The following is a 15372-nucleotide window of genomic DNA, read 5'->3' on the forward strand; positions in this document are numbered from 1 at the left end:
ACACGCAGGTCAGAGGCGGTCCAGCGGGTCGGCTCCCTGTCGTGCCGTCACCCCGAGGTGCTCGCCGACCCGGTTGACCAGGAGTGTCATCTCGTAGGCGACCTGGCCGACGTCGGCCTCGGCCTCACTCAGTACACAGAGGCAACTCCCGTCGCCCGCAGCGGTCACGAAGAGCAGTGCCTCGTCGAACTCCACCATGGTCTGGCGTGCTCTTCCCGCCCCGAAGTGACGCCCGGACCCCCGCGCGAGGCTCTGGAGCCCGGACGAGACCGCCGCCAGGTGCTCCGCGTCCTCCCGGGCCAGGCTGGTGCTGGCTCCGGTCACCAACCCGTCGTTCGACAGCACGAGCGCGTGCTGGATCTGCTTCACCCGGCTGGTGAGATCGTCGAGAAGCCAGTCGAGTCCCCGGTCCAGCGCCATGTGCTCGTCCTCCCCGTTCATATGTTCCCCGCATTTCGCGCAAGCCTTGCGCACGCCTCCCATGCGGGCAAGCTCCCCTCCACCCGGGGGGCGTTGCTTCTCGCCACCTCCAGGCGATCGTCCTCGGGCGTGCGTCCGGCGCCGTTCCCCGGGTCGGACGGCCGCAGTGCCGCCGCGTGCCGGCCTCCTTCCGAACCCGGCGGGGTCCCGTTTCCGCGCCCCGCTCCACCCCCGGTTCCGCGTCGCGGACCCCGGTCCCGTCCCTCACTCCGTCCCCGTCGCCCGGCCGACCCTGTCGAGGAGCCGGGCCGTGTGCATGCGGCCCGCGTACTCGACCATCCGGATCAGGACCTCCTTCCCCGAGGCACGGTCGCGGGCGTCGCACAGGACCACCGGCGTACCGCTGTCCAGGTCGAGTGCGCGGGAGACGTCGTCCTCGGCGTAGGTGCGGGCACCGCTGAAGCAGTTGACGGCGACGACGAAGGGGATACGGCGGTGCTCGAAGTAGTCCACGGCCGGGAAGCAGTCCTCCAGCCTGCGGGTGTCCGCGAGCACGACGGCTCCGAGGGCGCCCTGTGACAACTCGTCCCACAGGAACCAGAACCGGTCCTGACCCGGCGTGCCGAACAGGTACAGCGAGAGGCCGGACCTGATGGTGATCCGCCCGAAGTCCATCGCGACGGTCGTGGTGGTCTTCTGGTCCACTCCCCCGGTGTCGTCGACGGACTGCCCCGCCTCGCTGAGGAGTTCCTCGGTCCGCAGGGGGCGGATCTCGCTCACCGCGCCCACCAGGGTGGTCTTGCCGACGCCGAAGCCGCCGGCCACCAATATCTTCAGGGCCAGGGACGTGGAGTCTCCCGACTCTTCCCCGCCTGCGCCGTCCACGTGCTCGGAGGACATCGATCACTTCTCTCGCGAGTGCCATCAGTAAGGGGCGACAGCATGGCAAGCAGGGGCGGTCGCCGAGGAAGGTGAACAGTTTTTGATGGACATGCCCGGACTGCTTCGTTCATGGCCCGGACGCCGTCGATATTCGTCGTGAGTGGGAGGTGCACATGACGGTTACGGAAACTCTCAGAGCGCCCTGAGGCCGTCGATGACCTCCCGGAGGATGCGCGCGTCGGGGAGCTGCGCGGGAGGAACGGGCCTGCTGACGCGGACGCATCCCGCTTCGAGCAGGTCGCCGAGGAGCACCCGCACCACTCCCACCGGGAGATCGGCCTCCGCCGAGAGCTCGGCGACCGACTGGGTCTCGTCCCTGCACAGAGCGAGCAGCGCCCGGTGCTCGGGGCCCAGCAGCGCCTCGCCGGGTCCGTCCGGGCCACCGTCGTCGGCAGCCACCAGGGCGATCAGGTCGAAGCGCACGCCGCTGGGTCCCGGCTTCGTGCGTCCCCCGGTGACCGCGTAGGGGCGGACCAGAGGGCCGGCGTCGGCGTCGTACCACTGACTGCCCGGAAGCTCCCCGTCCTCGCTGACCGGCGGCGCGCCGCTCCTCGCCGGTGCCCCGTGTCCGGCTCCGCGCGACACGTCGAGACCGGCCCCGGGCGATACACCGAACGAATCCTGGGCCGGCGCGCCGGACCGGCCGGTGGGCGACACGTCGTGGTCGGCTCCGGGTGGCATGCCGTACCCACCGCCCTGCGGCAGTCCGCCCTCGCTCATCCGCACCCGCCGTCCTCAGCCCGTCGCCTGCGGTCCGGCGGGTCTCACGGGGGTGGCGAGATGTTCGCCCACCCGTTTCACCAGACGCGCCATCTCGTAGGCCACCAGCCCGATGTCGGCGAAGGCCGTGGTCAGGACGGTGAGGCAGGAGCCGTCACCGGCTGCGGCGACGAACAGGAATCCGTCGTCCATCTCGACCATCGTCCGGCGTACGGCTCCGGCGCCGAAATGGCGCCCCGTCCCCTTGGCCAGGCTGTTGAAGCCCGAGGCCACGGCGGCGAGATGTTCCGCGTCCTCGCGGCTCAGCGCCTGGGACGCGCCGACGGCCAGTCCGTCGTTGCTCAGGACGACCACGTGGCGGATCTCGGCGACCCGGCCGACCATGTCGTCCAGCAGCCAGTCGAGTTCCCCGGAGCGCCGTGGTGCCCTCCCCGGCCTCTCGTTCACGATCATGCGTGCTCTCCTTCGGTGTGCTGCCGGAACGGGGACACGGATCCGGGTGCGCCGCGGCCGGGGGCGTCCGCCCCCGGTGCGCTCCCGCCTCCGCGGATCCAGCCGGTGCGATACGCCGTCATGCGGTCCCGTACCTGCTCGGGTGTGCGGTCCGCCGTGGGCCCGGTGCCGTGCTCGTGGCTCTCCGCCTTCGGCTGTGCACGCAGTTGGGGCACCAGGCTGGCCTGCCGGACGCGGCGCGGCAGTTCACCGTCCTCGTCCGTGGCACGCGCCCGCCGGTGCAGGGTGGTCACCGGGGCCGGCGCGGGGCCAGGATCCGGCCGAGTCGCCGAGGGCCCCCGTGGTTCGAGGGCCGGCACGGCCACCGGGGCGTGAAAGGCGGTGGGGCGCCGGGCCGCCGGCCCTGTCCGGCCGGAGTCCTCCCGCTCCACCGTCGTCGAGGGTGTCCCCGACTCGTCCCGGCCCGCCGGTGAACCTTCCGGCAGGCTGCTCTGGAGCAGCGCCGTCGGCAGCAGGACGACCGCGGTGGTGCCCCCGTAGGCGGACGTGCGCAGCTGGACCTTGATGTGATGGCGGGCGGAGAGCCTGCTGACCACGAAGAGCCCGAGCCGGTCGCTGTCGAAGAGGTCGAGGGTCTCGGACTGCTCGATGCGCCGGTTGGCCTCACGGAGCAGTTCCGGGCCCATGCCGAGCCCTCGGTCCTCGATCTCCAGGGCGTAGCCGTTCCCCACAGGTTCGCCGCTGATTCGCACCTTGGTGTGGGGCGGCGAGAACTGCGCCGCGTTCTCGACCAGTTCGGCCAGCAGATGGGTGAGGTCGGCGACCGCCGCGCCCTTCACACCGGCGTCGGGCAGCGCCCGTACCTCCACGCGTGCGTAGTCCTCGATCTCGGAGACCGCGGCGCGTACGACGTTGGTGAGCGGTACGGGCATGCGCCAGGCACGGCCGGGGGCTGCGCCGGAGAGGATGATCAGGCTCTCCGCGTGACGCCTCATTCGGGTGGTGAGGTGGTCGAGCCGGAACAGGTCGCCGAGCTCGCCGGGGTCCTCGGCCCGGCGTTCCATCCCGTCGAGGAGGGCGAGCTGACGGTGGACCAGCACCTGGCTGCGCCGGGCCAGGTTGACGAAGACGCCGGAAATACCGCTGGCCAGTTCGGCTCGCTCCACGGCGGCGTCGAGCGCTGCTCTGTGCACGGTGTCCAGGGCTTCGCCCACCTGGCCGATCTCGTCGGAGGAGTGACGGCCGGCGGGCGCCTCCGCCGCGACGTCGATCTCCTCGCCCGCGCGCAGACGCCGCATGGCGTGCGGCAGCTTGCGCCGGGCGATCTCCAGCGCGCTGTCGCGCAGGCTGACCAGCTCGACGACGAGCGCGCGGCCGATCCGTACGGAGATCACCAGCGACGCGGCCACGGCGAGGAACCCCAGCACGACGGCCGCTCCGGCCGGGCTGAGCAGCGCGCGTACGAAGGGGTTCGCACGGTCGGCGGCGCGGTCGCCGGCGGCCTTCTCGACCGTACGCAGTCCGGTACGCACCTCGGCCGCGTCGCGCTCCCAGGCCGTGGTGGACACCGCCTTCGCGGCGCGGCGGCCGGGCGGCGCGGCGAGCACGGCGTCCTCCGCCGCTGTGATCCTGCGGTAGGCCCCTCGGTCGGTGAGGGACCGCCAGGACTGCCGCGCACCGGCCGGCAGATCGGCTCCGGCCGCTGCCGCCAGGCTCCGTCGGGTCGCCACGGCGCCGGTGAAGAGCCGTAGCTGTTCGCCGCTGAGGGTGCCGGTCAGGGAGGCGGAGGCGAGCAGAGCCTCCTCGCGGGACAGCATCTCTCCGCTGCGGGCAAGTTCGAGGAGTACCCGGGCATCGGAGCCGCTCCCGGAGTCCTGATCGCCGGTCAGGGCGCCGGATACCCCGAAGGCCGCGGCGACGGTCTCGGTGTAGCGCGCGTAGGCGTCGTCCGCCTCGCCGGAAGGCGCGGCCCCGCGCTCGGGAGGGCTCAGGAGACGGGTGCGGAGGGCACGGAGTCCCTGGGCCCGGTCGAGGAAGCCGCCGAGGCGGGCGGCGGCCCCGGCGGGGAGGATGCCGGCGTCGGCGATGGTGTGACCGTCGCCCAGGCGCAGCGCGCCCAGTGCCGCGTCCGTACGCTCCGCCTGCTGCCTCAGCGCCGCGGCGTGCCCTGTGCCGGGGGCGGCCAGCTGACGCAGGGCGGCCGTGCGTTCGCTCTGCAGCGCGGCGACGGCGGAGGTGACCGGGGCCCGGACGGTGCTGTTCACGCGCTCGACCTCCCGCAGGCGCGCCACGTCCTGGGCCGTGGTGACGGTGGCGAGGCCCCAGAGGGCGAGGAGAGAGACCACCGGCACCATCAGCAGCGAGATGATCTTCGCCCGTACGGTACGGGGCCGCAGGGAGCCGCGCTCCGGCGGGCGCTGATGCGGAGTCGGCGGTTCCGCCGCCGGATCAGGACGTTCGTCCGCCGGCGGCCCGGCGTGCGCGCGTCGGCCGCGCGGCGGGGGCACGGACCGGCCGGTGTGCGCACCGGGGTCCGGGGTCGTCGTGCGGGGTGTGCGCATGGCCTCCTCGTTCCGGGTGGGGAGCTCTGTGCCCCGAGTGCTGTGTACGGCAGGTGAGCCGCGATCTTTCGGCGGTCAAGGGGCCGGGGCCGGGGCGGGCCGTTCGGTACGGCCGGCCGTCCGCCCCGCGGGGTGTTCCCGGGCGGGAGGCGAGAGGGCGACGAACGCCGACGTGAGGAACAGGTAGGACCCCAGTCCGACGGCGAGGGGGAAGATGAACTGCATGACCGTGGCCCCGGAGAGCGCGGATCCCGAGGGCACGACCTCGACGCCGACGGCCAGCATGCCGGTGTAGTGCATGCTGCTCACCGCCGCGCCCATGACGAGCGAGGCGAGCGCGACCGCCCCCGGTGACTTGATGTTCAGAGCGGCCCAGAGGGCGGCGGTGGCGGCGACGACGGCGATGACGACGGAGACCGTCACCAGCAGCGGGTCGTAGGCGACGGTGCCGTGGAGGCGCAGGGCGGCCATGCCCAGGTAGTGCATGCTGGCGACGCCGAGCCCTGTGGTGAGGCCTCCGACGAGGAGGGCTCGGGAGCGGTCCCGGCTGTAGCCGACGGTGAAGACGCCTGCTCCCACCACCAGCATGGCGACCAGCAGGCTGAGCAGGGTGAGCGGCACGTCGTAGCGGATGTCGGTGCCGGTGACTCCGAAGCCGAGCATGGCGACGAAGTGCATCGTCCAGATGCCCGTACCGATGGCGGATGCGGCCGTGAACAGCCAGTTGCGGCGTGACCGGCCGCTGGTGCCGAGTGCGCGCACGGTGCACCGCAGGCCGAGCGCGGCGCCGATCGATGCCATCGCGTACGACAGCACGGGGGTAAGCCAGCCGAAGGTGGCGTGGTCCAGGTGTCCCATGGGTCCGGGACGCTAGCCCTCCCCGGGGCGCACTCCAGGGGCGCGTTTCGAAAGCTGCTGGAATATGACAGAGAGATGTCCCCGCACGATCGGGGCACGTTCGAACGAGTGCACCGCCTCGCGTCGTTTCGTTCGGGTGCAGGCTGCGCGATCATGTCCGTATGGCTGAGGACCACACACACGTCCAGGAATTCTTCTCCCCGCGGGCGGCCGGCTGGGACAGCCGGTTTCCCGATGACGGGCCCGCTTACGCCGCTGCCGTCGGCGAGCTCGGCCTGCGTCCCGGCGACACGGTCCTCGACGCCGGCTGCGGTACGGCACGCGCACTGCCGGCCCTGCGCGACGCGGTCGGACGGGAGGGCACGGTGCTGGGGGCCGATCTGACGTCCGCGATGCTGGACGCGGCACTGCGGGCGGGGCGGGGGACGAGCGGAGCGCTGCTCCTGGCGGACGCCGAGCGGCTGCCGCTGCGCGACGGCTCCCTGGACGCGGTGTTCGCCGCCGGGCTCATCTCGCATCTGCGGCACCCCGGCCGCGGGCTCATGGAGCTGGCTCGGGTCGTGCGGCCCGGCGGCAGGCTCGCGTTGTTCCACCCCGTGGGGCGGGCCGCACTGGCCGCACGTCACGGCCGCGCCCTCTCGGAGGACGACCTCAGGGCCGAACCCCGCCTCGCGCCCCTGCTGGCGGAGGCCGGGTGGCGACTGGAGTCGTACACGGACGAGGACGACCGCTTCCTGGCTCTGTCCGTACGGAGCGCCTGAGAGCCGGCGGCAGGGCCGGCGTTCGTCCTCAGTCGGCGGGCGTATCCGAGGGCCTGCCGTGCGGTACGGGACAGCCGCGCACACCCGGAGTGGGGAAGGTGCCGAGCGCTGACACGTCGTAGCCCTCCGGGTAGCCCTTGATCTCCGGGTTCTGGCGGGCGTAGTGCGGCGTCGAGCGCGGCGGGAGCAGGCGGACGGCCCGCGCCCTCAGCCGCAGCGCCCCCCGGGTCATCCCCCGGGCCACGGGCCCCGGCGGCTCGTACCGGAACGTGCGGATCAGCGAGTCGTCCAGCAGGGCGAGGCTGGCCTTGCGGACGAGGGGCGCGAGCGGGCGGGGGTACCAGGAGCCCATGAGGGAGAGGGTGGCGTCGGAGACCGAGCGTGCCCCCGGGTCCCAGCCGAAGTGCTCCTCCTCGTAGTCGTCGAGGGTGCGCTCGAAGTCCTCGAAGGTCTGCGGGAGGTCCTGGATTCCCATGCGTGCGCCGAGTGCGCGGTAGTACGCGGCGAAGGCGCGCCGTTCGTGGCCGGACAGCCTGCGCCAGCCGTAGAGGTCGAGCCAGCGCTTGGGAATCACGACGAACGTGCAGAGCACGTAGCGCATGTCGTCGTTGCTGATGTCGTAACTGCGGTGCATCCGGTTGATCCGGCGGAGGGCCGTGCGGCCCTCCTCGCTGTCGAAGCCGTGCTCCACCACGGCGTCCAGCAGGAGCGCGGTGTCGTCGTACCTCTTCTGGGAGCGCTCGGTCAGTTCGCCTGTCTCCGCCAGGAGCCGGCCGATGCTGGGAACCGCGTACGTGCGGTAGAGGGCGAGTTCGAGCGCGCGCGTGACGTCCCAGGGGAATTCGTACGTCACGGTGAGCCGGTAGATCTCCAGAAAGTCCCGCTCAGGGTCCAGACGCCGGATCTCCTTGAGCCGCTCGAACCGCTGCACCCTGCTCTCCCCCTCGTCGGCCGGAGTCACCACCCTACGGGGGCGCGGGGGGCCGGCACCACGGTGCGAGGGGCCCGCGTGGCTCGTCCGCACCTCTGTGCGGGGTGGACGTCATCCCTTGTCAGGGCCTCGACGACAGGGTTACCGAGTAGTTAAGGTGCGCCGACGGATGAAGCGACCAGGGATGAGGGTGGGTGCTGTGGCAGGGACGGACGACACGGTCGCCGATGACGACGCACTGTTCGTGCTGACCGCGGTGCTGCTGACACCCGCGCAGTTCCCGAGCGTGCTCGGCGACGACTACGTGGCGGCGTGCGGCGCACTGGGTCTGGAGCCGTACGCCGAGGGATACGGCCTGGTGCTCGGCCAGGACAGCGGCGGCTCCCGCTGGACGGTGGTCGTCGACGACGTCTCGCTGGTGGCGGTGGCCATCGCCTCCTGGGACTGCGGGATGGAGTACGACCTCTCCCCCGACGACCGCTCGGTGGTGTGCGCACTGCCGGGGTGGCCGCTGGCGCTGGCCGTCGCGGCGCCCGGGGTGCCCGCGCCGCACGACCCGTTGCCCGACCCGGAGGTGGAGGGCGAGCCCTTGACGCCTCTGACCCCGCCGGACACCGAGGTCTGGGGGCCTGCCCAGCGCCGGCTCGGGGCCGACGAGATCGCCCTGCAATGGGCTGCCTGGCGGGAGCAGATCGACGACGAGACGGCGTTCGGCGCCTCGGCCGCGGATGGGCGGGGCGAGGCCGCGCCGGACGGGAGCGGTACGGGCCGGAAGTCCCCGGCTCGCGAGGCCGGCACCGGGGATGAACCCGCGGGTGAGGACGCGGCAGGCGGGAGGACGGCTGAGGACGGCCCCGCCGGGAACGGCCTCTCCGAGACCGGCGAGGCCTCCGGGCAGCACCCGGGTGTCCGCCGGGCACTCGAAGCGGCCCGGGCGTACGTGACCTCGCCGCCTCCGCCCGGAAGGATTCGCTCCGCCTTCGCCCCCGGCGGGGCCCGCACCCTGCGGGTGGACGGGCCCGGCTGGTCGCTGGTGGCCCGGACCGACGACATCGCGTTCATCCTGCTGGACGACGAGCCGGGCGAGATCATGACGGTCGGCCGTGGACCCGAGCTGCCCGGGCTGCTGAAGTCGCTCGACGAACTGGCCGTCCGGCCGTCCTGACCGGGAGGGACGGAAGGCCGAGTGGGGAGCAGGGAAGACCGACGGGCCTCTCAGGACCTCGACGGCCGCGCTACTCCCGGGGCGGTCCTAGACGCGCTCCAGTGGCCGGTGCGGCTCGGCGGGCAGCACGGCCCGGATCGGGTCGCCCGGCCGTACGACTCCGCCCGTCCTGACGACGCCCATGATTCCGGCCTTGCGGACGATGCTGCCGTCGTCCGCGCGGCCGACGACCCGCTTGAGCAGCCCGTCCTGGAAGGTGTCGATCTGCCGGCAGGGGTTGCGCAGTCCGGTCACCTCGACCACGGCGTCGCCGCCCAGGTGCAGCAGCGTGCCCGTGGGGAGGGCGAGAAGGTCGATCCCGGCGGTGGTGACGTTCTCGCCGAGGCCGCCGGGAGCGACCTCGAAGCCGGCTTCCCTCAGCTCGTCGAAGAGCTCCTGGTGGATGAGGTGGACCTGACGCAGATTGGGCTGCGTCGGGTCCTGGGCCATGCGCGAGCGGTGCTTGACCGTGACACCGGCGTGGACGTCACCGTCCACACCGAGTCCGGCGAGGAGGGTGATGCTGTCCTTGTTCGGCTTGGTGAACGAGTACACCCCGTTGCTGCTCACTGCCGCGACTGTGCTGTTCAGCGCCCTATCTCCTTGCGACTGATCCTGCGGAGCCTGCGTCGCTGCGAGGGGTCGAGCATGAGGTACCCCAGGGTGGGCACCCCGATCAGAACCAGCAGCGACCACCAGAATCCGATGAACGGAATCAGGACGACTGCCGCGACGACTCCCCCGATGGCGATCTTTGCACCGTTCGACATGATCCGTGCCTCCTTCGCGGCCGGAACCGCTCCTGTGAAAAGAACGCCTGTGCGCGCCCGTCGGTTCCGCCTCCGCGGAACGGGTTCCCGGGAAGGAGTGAACGGTGGACAGGGGCCGCGAGCAGGTACCGAGGGCTACCTGAGCGGCTCTCCGACCTCGTGCATGTGGCGCAGCGCCTGCCGGTAGGACTCCACGAGCCCGGTCTCCGCGTACGGCATGCCGATGGACGCGCAGTGCGCCTTCACCAGCGGCTGCGCCAGCCGCAGATGGGGCCTCGGCATGCTCGGGAAGAGGTGGTGCTCGATCTGGTAGTTCAGGCCGCCGAGGAACCAGTCGGTGAGGAAGGCGCCGCGGACGTTGCGCGAGGTGAGGACCTGGCGCTGGAGGTGACCCCAGCGGTCGCCGTCGGGGTCGGGCATCTCCATGCCCTTGTGGTTCGGGGCGAACGCCATCCCCAGGTGGAGGCCGAACAGCGCGTGGTGCACCAGCGCGAAGACGACGGCCTTGCCCGGCGACATGGTCGTCAGCAGCAGCGTCGCGTACAGCGCGAGGTGGGCGACCAGCAGACCGCCGGCCAGGGCCCGTTCACGGACGGGCATGCGGCGCAGGAACTGAAAGCCGTAGGTCTTGAGGGCGATGCCTTCGAGGAGCAGCATCGGGAAGAACAGCCTGGCCTGGTTGCGGGTGAGCCAGCGCGCGAAGCCCTCGCGCTGGGCCGCCTGCTTCTGGGTCCACACGAGGGCGCCGACGCCGACGTCCGGGTCCTTGTCGACGTGGTTGGGGTTGGCGTGGTGACGGACGTGCTTGTCGTTCCACCAGGCCTCGTTCATGCCGAGGAGCAGGTTGGCGTGCACGAGTCCGGTCATCCGGCTCGCCGTGCGGTCGCCGGATATCTGGGCGTGGCCGGCGTCGTGCCCGAAGAAGGCCGTACGCGTCCACAGGACGGCCAGCGGCAGGGTGAGGAGCAGGTTCCACCAGGTGTCGCCGATCAGGACGATGCCGGCGACCACCGCCCCGAGGGCGACCAGGTTGGCGGTGATGCCCAGCGCGTACCAGCCGGTGCGCCGTTCGAGCAGCCCCTGTCCTTTGACGGTCTTCAGGAGCGGGGCGAAATCACTGCCGGTGGTACGGGACCCGGCCGGACTCTCCGGTCCGTCGCTCTGGGGTGGCGCAACGGTGGCTTCAACCGCCTGGGGCATGACGTCTCCGGTTTCTGGGCAACTGCTCTGACCTCGTCAAACGTACGGAGAGCGGGCCTCGGACAGCTATGGCGCCATCACCCCGGCCGTGCGGGGGGAATCCCCCGTGTCCGGTGGTGGGGCAGGCTGTACCCCAGGCTTCAGAAGGCAGAAATGAGTGCGGGGGGCTCCCTGCGCATTTCTCCCGGGACGGGCCGTGGGTGAGGTACCCTCGGCGACCCCGAGCTCACTAGTCAAATTTGAGGAATCTGACATCGCTGTGCACAGGCTCCCTGCGGCAACACCCGACGAGAATTCCGAACTGTCCCGCTGCTCCGCAGTCTTCCTCCCCGCGGACCCGGCCCGTACCGGCCTGATCGCGTTCTGGAACCCGGACGGTAGCACCCCTCCCGGCGATCACGGGAGTCCGGAGGAGCTGACGGTCCTCGGAGGCGACGTACGCCCTTGCACCGTACCGGCGTTGTTCGTGCCCGTGGCTACCGCACTGCCCCTCCTGACACGGACACGGGCGGACACCCGGGCCTCCTCCTCGGCCGCGTTCTGGGGGGCGGCCGGGGTGCTCGCGCTCCAACTCGTCGCACGGGGACTGATCCTGCCGGGACTGAGCCCCGGCTCCCACGACGCGTGGCGCGCCGGGCCGCTGACCGCGGACGACCTCGAACGGATCCGGACCCTGGCCGCCTCCATGCCTCCCGACGCCCACGCGGTTCCCCTCGACGCCTCGGCCGAGCCTCTGATGCTCGCCGATCCCGAGACACTGCTGCGCTCGTTCGTCGACGCGGTGGTGGACGGGCTCCCGCGTACGCCGGGGGCCGCGTTCGCCACGGGGTCGGCGGCGTTCGCCGCTGCCGCCCCGCAGCACCTGCCCGGACTGCGGCCGTGGGCGGCCGATGTGGCGGCGGGCCACGATGCGGGGGTGCGGCTCTCGCTGCGCGTCGAGGTGCAGGGCCTCGCGGGCGCACGGGGCGCGGACCACGACGTGGACGGCGCCCCCTCGTTCCGTGTGGTCCTGCAGATCCACAGCGTCCAGGACCCCTCCCTGGTGGCCGACGCCGCGGATGTGTGGGCCGACCTGTCCCCCGCAGCCTCGCTGTTCGGCCCGCGTGCCCGGATGGACGCGCTGCTGGCGCTGCGCCGCGCCGCTCGCGCCTGGCCGCCGCTCGCCCCCCTGCTCTCGGCGGCGGTGCCGGAGGCGGTCGAGCCCGCCGACGAGGAGATCGCCGAGCTGCTCGGTCCCGCGTCGGGCGCTCTCGCGGCGACGGGTGTGCAGGTCCACTGGCCCAGGGAACTGGCACGGAAGCTCACCGCGCGCGCGGTGATCGGTCCGGAGGACGAGGAGTCCGCCACGCCTGCCCGGGCGGCGTCGACGGCGGCCTCGTCCTTCCTCTCCGCCGACGCCCTGCTCGCGTTCGACTGGCGGTTCTCGCTGGGCGACCGGAAGCTGAGCCGGGCCGAGATCGACCGGCTCGCCGAGGCGGGCCGGCCCCTCGTCAGGCTGCACGACCAGTGGGTGCTCATCGACCCCGAGAGCGCGCGGCGCGTCCGTGACACCCGGGACCGCAAGGTCACGGCGATCGACGCGCTGGGCGCGGTCCTGACGGGGACCGCCGAGGTCGACGGGCGCCGGGTCGAAGTGGCCGCGACGGGCTGGCTCGAGCGGCTGCGTGAGCGGATCGCCGATCCGGATTCGCCGGCGCACACCCCTGTCCCCCAGCCGGCGGCGCTCGACGCCCACCTGCGCGACTACCAGCTGCGGGGCCTGAACTGGCTGCACACGATGACCTCGCTCGGCCTCGGCTGCTGCCTGGCCGACGACATGGGGCTCGGCAAGACCATCACGCTGATCGCTCTCCATCTGCACCGGCAGGGTGAGGAACCGACGGCGGGCCCCACGCTCGTGGTGTGCCCGACCTCCCTGATGGGCAACTGGCAGCGGGAGATCGAGCGGTTCGCCCCCGGCACACCGGTACGCCGCTTCCACGGCGCGTCACGCTCGCTGGACGGCCTGGCCGACGGCGAGTTCGTCCTCACCACGTACGGCACCATGCGTCTGGACGCGCCACGGCTGGCCGCGGCGTCGTGGGGCATGGTCGTCGCCGACGAGGCACAGCACGTCAAGAACCCGGCTTCGGCGACCGCCCGGCAGCTGCGCACCATCGGCGCGCGGGCCCGTGTCGCGCTCACCGGTACCCCGGTGGAGAACAACCTCTCCGAGCTGTGGGCGATCCTCGACTGGACGACACCCGGTCTCCTCGGACGGCTCGGCACGTTCCGTACGCGGTACGCGAGCGCGGTCGAGGGCGGCAAGGATCCCGGGGCCGCCGAGCGGCTCTCCGCGCTGGTCCGCCCGTTCCTGCTGCGTCGGCGCAAGTCGGATCCTGGCATCGCCCCGGAGCTGCCGCCCAAGACGGAGACGGACCGCGCGGTGTCCCTCACCCCGGAACAGGCCGGACTGTACGAGGCGGTGGTGCGCGAGACGCTCGCCGAGATCTCAGGATCGGACGGTTTCGAGCGGCGCGGACTGGTCGTGAAACTGCTGACGGCGCTCAAGCAGATCTGCAACCACCCGGCCCAGTACCTGAAGGAGGACCACCCGCGGATCGTGGACCGCTCGGGGAAGGTGGAACTGCTGGACGAACTGCTGGACACGATCCTCGCCGAGGACGCGAGCGTGCTGGTGTTCACCCAGTACGTGCGGATGGCACGGTTGCTGGAAGGCCATCTGGCCGCGCGCGGGATCCGCACCCAGTTCCTGCACGGCGGGACCCCCGTGGCGGAGCGTGAGGCCATGGTGAACCGCTTCCAGGCGGGCGAGGCACCGGTGTTCCTGCTGTCGCTCAAGGCCGCGGGTACGGGGCTCAACCTGACCCGGGCCGGCCATGTGGTGCACTTCGACCGCTGGTGGAACCCGGCCGTGGAGGCCCAGGCCACCGACCGGGCGTACCGCATCGGGCAGACACAGCCGGTACAGGTGCACCGGCTGATCGCCGAGGGCACCGTGGAGGACCGCATCGCGGCCATGCTGACCCGCAAGCAGGGGCTCGCGGACGCCGTGCTCGGTGGCGGCGAGGCCGCTCTGACGGAACTGACCGATGCCGAACTGGCCGAACTGGTCGAACTGCGAGGGGGCGCACGATGAGCGGAACCAACGAGCCGGAGCGCACGTTCGCCGCCCTGCCGCCCGCGCGGGGCCGCGGCTTCGCCGCGTCGTGGTGGGGGCAGGCGTGGCTGAAGGCGCTGGAGGACACGGCACTCGACGGGGCGCAGCTCAAGCGTGGGCGCACGCTCGCTCGGGAGGGCAGGGTCGGCGCGGTGTCCGTCCGGCCGGGCAGGCTCACCGCGGTCGTGCAGCACGGCGACGCGACGGCGTACCGCAGTGATGTGCTGCTCCAGGAGCTGAGTGAGGAGGAGTGGGACCGCTTCCTCGACATGGCGTCCGAACGGTCCGGGCACATCGCGGCGCTGCTGGACCGCGAGATGCCCCCTCATCTGGTGGAGGACGCGGCCGCTGCGGGGGTCGAGCTGCTGCCGGGGATCGGCGACCTGGAACCGGAGTGCGGCTGCGAGGCGTGGGACCACTGTCCCCACTCGGCGGCGCTCTGCTATCAGGTGGCCCGGCTGCTGGACCAGGACCCTTTCGTGCTGCTGCTGTTGCGGGGGCGCGACGAACGGCGGCTGCTCGACGAACTCCAGGTCCGCAGCGCCGCACGGGCCGTCGGAGGGGCGGGCGCGGAGCAGGCCGAGGAACCGGACGGCCTGCCCGCCACGCACGCCGTCCGGGCCGACGAGGCCTTCGCGGCGCGGGACATCCTTCCGCCGCTCCCTCCTCCCCCGCCGATGCCGGCCGAGCCCGGGAGCCCGCCGTCGCTGGACGTGGACATGGATCCGAGGGACGGCATCGTGCCCGAGGCGCTGGAGTTGCTGGCGGCGGACAGTGCCGTACGCGCCTTCGCGATGCTCGCGGACGCGCTGGCCGCGGGGCACGAGGGGCAGCCCTTGCCGGCCGTGCTGACGCCGGAGCAGGACGCGGTGCGGCTGGCGGCCGGGGGCCGGGCGGACGCGCGGACGGCGGCGCGTCTCGCTGCGGCGGTGGGGCGGCACCCCGCCGAGCTCGATGCCGCGGTGCGCGCCTGGCGCTACGGCGGGGCCACCGCGCTGGCGGTGAACGACGAGGAGTGGTCCCCGGGCCCCGAGGAGCTCGCCCGGGCCGGGGCGCGGCTCGCCGCGGCCTGGGAGGAGGGTGAGGGCCCACGGCTGCGGGTCACCGGCAACCGCTGGACCGTGGCCGGGTCGGGCGTGCAGTTGCGGCTCGGCCGGGAGGGACGCTGGTGGCCCTACCGCAAGGAAGGCGGCGGCCGGTGGGTCCCCGCCGGGCCCGCCGACGACGACCCCGCCGCGGCCCTGGCGGTCGTACTGTCCGGCTCCTAGTCACCCGGCGCCCGCTCGCCCTCACCGGTCCGGGACCGCGCGCTCCGCTCGCCTTCACCGGCCGGGGCCGTGTGGTCCGCTCGCACCCGCTCACCGTACGGAACCGTGCGGTGAGCGGGTGCGT

Annotated in this window: 14 protein-coding genes; 4 read left to right on the forward strand and 10 right to left on the reverse strand. The window is 72.6% G+C overall.

The genetic code is table 11. The features are described 5' to 3' along the window. Positions 1-9 precede the first annotated feature (9 nt). The 6 genes from ACFY8O_RS12740 to ACFY8O_RS12765 form a co-directional block, all read right to left on the reverse strand. A complete protein-coding gene (locus tag ACFY8O_RS12740; protein WP_145806053.1) occupies positions 10-420 on the reverse strand; it encodes a roadblock/LC7 domain-containing protein in 411 nt (136 codons plus the stop codon). Positions 421-684: 264 nt separating this feature from the next. Then, positions 685-1320, reverse strand: a complete 636-nt coding sequence (locus ACFY8O_RS12745) for a GTP-binding protein (protein WP_387901229.1) — start codon at positions 1318-1320, stop codon at positions 685-687. A 174-nt stretch (positions 1321-1494) separates the two neighbouring features. Beyond that, complete coding sequence (locus ACFY8O_RS12750; protein ID WP_387902520.1) at positions 1495-1839, reverse strand: DUF742 domain-containing protein; 345 nt, start codon at positions 1837-1839, stop codon at positions 1495-1497. Between the two features lie 258 nt (positions 1840-2097). After that, on the reverse strand, positions 2098-2535 hold the full coding sequence (locus ACFY8O_RS12755; protein WP_145804940.1) for a roadblock/LC7 domain-containing protein: 438 nt from the start codon (positions 2533-2535) through the stop codon (positions 2098-2100). Next, positions 2532-5096 (reverse strand): sensor histidine kinase, encoded by a 2565-nt coding sequence (locus ACFY8O_RS12760; RefSeq protein ID WP_387901232.1) that lies wholly within the window; start codon positions 5094-5096, stop codon positions 2532-2534. Before ACFY8O_RS12760 ends, ACFY8O_RS12755 begins: the two co-directional genes overlap by 4 nt. Before the next feature lie 75 nt (positions 5097-5171). Further along, positions 5172-5954, reverse strand: a complete 783-nt coding sequence (locus tag ACFY8O_RS12765) for an MHYT domain-containing protein (RefSeq protein WP_387901235.1) — start codon at positions 5952-5954, stop codon at positions 5172-5174. Between the two features lie 161 nt (positions 5955-6115). On the opposite strand from ACFY8O_RS12765, the gene ACFY8O_RS12770 reads away from it, so the two are divergent. Continuing rightward, positions 6116-6715, forward strand: a complete 600-nt coding sequence (locus ACFY8O_RS12770) for a class I SAM-dependent methyltransferase (protein WP_387901238.1) — start codon at positions 6116-6118, stop codon at positions 6713-6715. Between the two features lie 28 nt (positions 6716-6743). Here ACFY8O_RS12770 and ACFY8O_RS12775 read toward each other — a convergent pair whose 3' ends face one another. Then, entirely contained in the window at positions 6744-7646 is a 903-nt protein-coding gene (locus ACFY8O_RS12775; RefSeq protein WP_387901240.1) for an oxygenase MpaB family protein, read from the reverse strand. A 199-nt stretch (positions 7647-7845) separates the two neighbouring features. On the opposite strand from ACFY8O_RS12775, the gene ACFY8O_RS12780 reads away from it, so the two are divergent. Then, on the forward strand, positions 7846-8811 hold the full coding sequence (locus ACFY8O_RS12780; protein ID WP_387901241.1) for a hypothetical protein: 966 nt from the start codon (positions 7846-7848) through the stop codon (positions 8809-8811). An 87-nt stretch (positions 8812-8898) separates the two neighbouring features. Here ACFY8O_RS12780 and ACFY8O_RS12785 read toward each other — a convergent pair whose 3' ends face one another. The 3 genes from ACFY8O_RS12785 to ACFY8O_RS12795 form a co-directional block, all read right to left on the reverse strand. After that, complete coding sequence (locus ACFY8O_RS12785; protein WP_387902523.1) at positions 8899-9441, reverse strand: MOSC domain-containing protein; 543 nt, start codon at positions 9439-9441, stop codon at positions 8899-8901. Then, a complete protein-coding gene (locus ACFY8O_RS12790) occupies positions 9438-9620 on the reverse strand; it encodes a hypothetical protein (RefSeq protein ID WP_145804952.1) in 183 nt (60 codons plus the stop codon). The genes ACFY8O_RS12785 and ACFY8O_RS12790 overlap by 4 nt, the downstream gene beginning before the upstream one ends. Positions 9621-9755: 135 nt before the next feature. Continuing rightward, entirely contained in the window at positions 9756-10820 is a 1065-nt protein-coding gene (locus ACFY8O_RS12795) for a fatty acid desaturase family protein (RefSeq protein WP_387901245.1), read from the reverse strand. 259 nt (positions 10821-11079) lie between these two features. Here ACFY8O_RS12795 and ACFY8O_RS12800 point away from each other — a divergent pair, with 259 nt between their 5' ends. Further along, positions 11080-13959, forward strand: a complete 2880-nt coding sequence (locus ACFY8O_RS12800) for a DEAD/DEAH box helicase (RefSeq protein ID WP_387901248.1) — start codon at positions 11080-11082, stop codon at positions 13957-13959. Continuing rightward, positions 13956-15248: an SWIM zinc finger family protein gene (locus ACFY8O_RS12805; protein ID WP_387901250.1), complete on the forward strand. Its 1293-nt coding sequence runs from the start codon at positions 13956-13958 to the stop codon at positions 15246-15248. The genes ACFY8O_RS12800 and ACFY8O_RS12805 overlap by 4 nt, the downstream gene beginning before the upstream one ends. Positions 15249-15372: the final 124 nt, after the last annotated feature.

It is taken from the genome of Streptomyces argenteolus (assembly GCF_042902585.1).
In the GTDB taxonomy this organism is placed as follows: domain Bacteria; phylum Actinomycetota; class Actinomycetes; order Streptomycetales; family Streptomycetaceae; genus Streptomyces; species Streptomyces argenteolus.

Bases quoted from the DNA above. Each gene is read 5' to 3' on its own strand.
- ACFY8O_RS12740 (WP_145806053.1), bottom strand. From the start codon at position 420: ATGGCGCTGGACCGGGGACTCGACTGGCTTCTCGACGATCTCACCAGC.
- ACFY8O_RS12770 (WP_387901238.1), top strand. From the start codon at position 6,116: ATGGCTGAGGACCACACACACGTCCAGGAATTCTTCTCCCCGCGGGCG.
- ACFY8O_RS12745 (WP_387901229.1), bottom strand. From the start codon at position 1,320: ATGTCCTCCGAGCACGTGGACGGCGCAGGCGGGGAAGAGTCGGGAGAC.
- ACFY8O_RS12760 (WP_387901232.1), bottom strand. From the start codon at position 5,096: ATGCGCACACCCCGCACGACGACCCCGGACCCCGGTGCGCACACCGGC.
- ACFY8O_RS12790 (WP_145804952.1), bottom strand. From the start codon at position 9,620: ATGTCGAACGGTGCAAAGATCGCCATCGGGGGAGTCGTCGCGGCAGTC.
- ACFY8O_RS12795 (WP_387901245.1), bottom strand. From the start codon at position 10,820: ATGCCCCAGGCGGTTGAAGCCACCGTTGCGCCACCCCAGAGCGACGGA.
- ACFY8O_RS12755 (WP_145804940.1), bottom strand. From the start codon at position 2,535: ATGATCGTGAACGAGAGGCCGGGGAGGGCACCACGGCGCTCCGGGGAA.
- ACFY8O_RS12765 (WP_387901235.1), bottom strand. From the start codon at position 5,954: ATGGGACACCTGGACCACGCCACCTTCGGCTGGCTTACCCCCGTGCTG.
- ACFY8O_RS12805 (WP_387901250.1), top strand. From the start codon at position 13,956: ATGAGCGGAACCAACGAGCCGGAGCGCACGTTCGCCGCCCTGCCGCCC.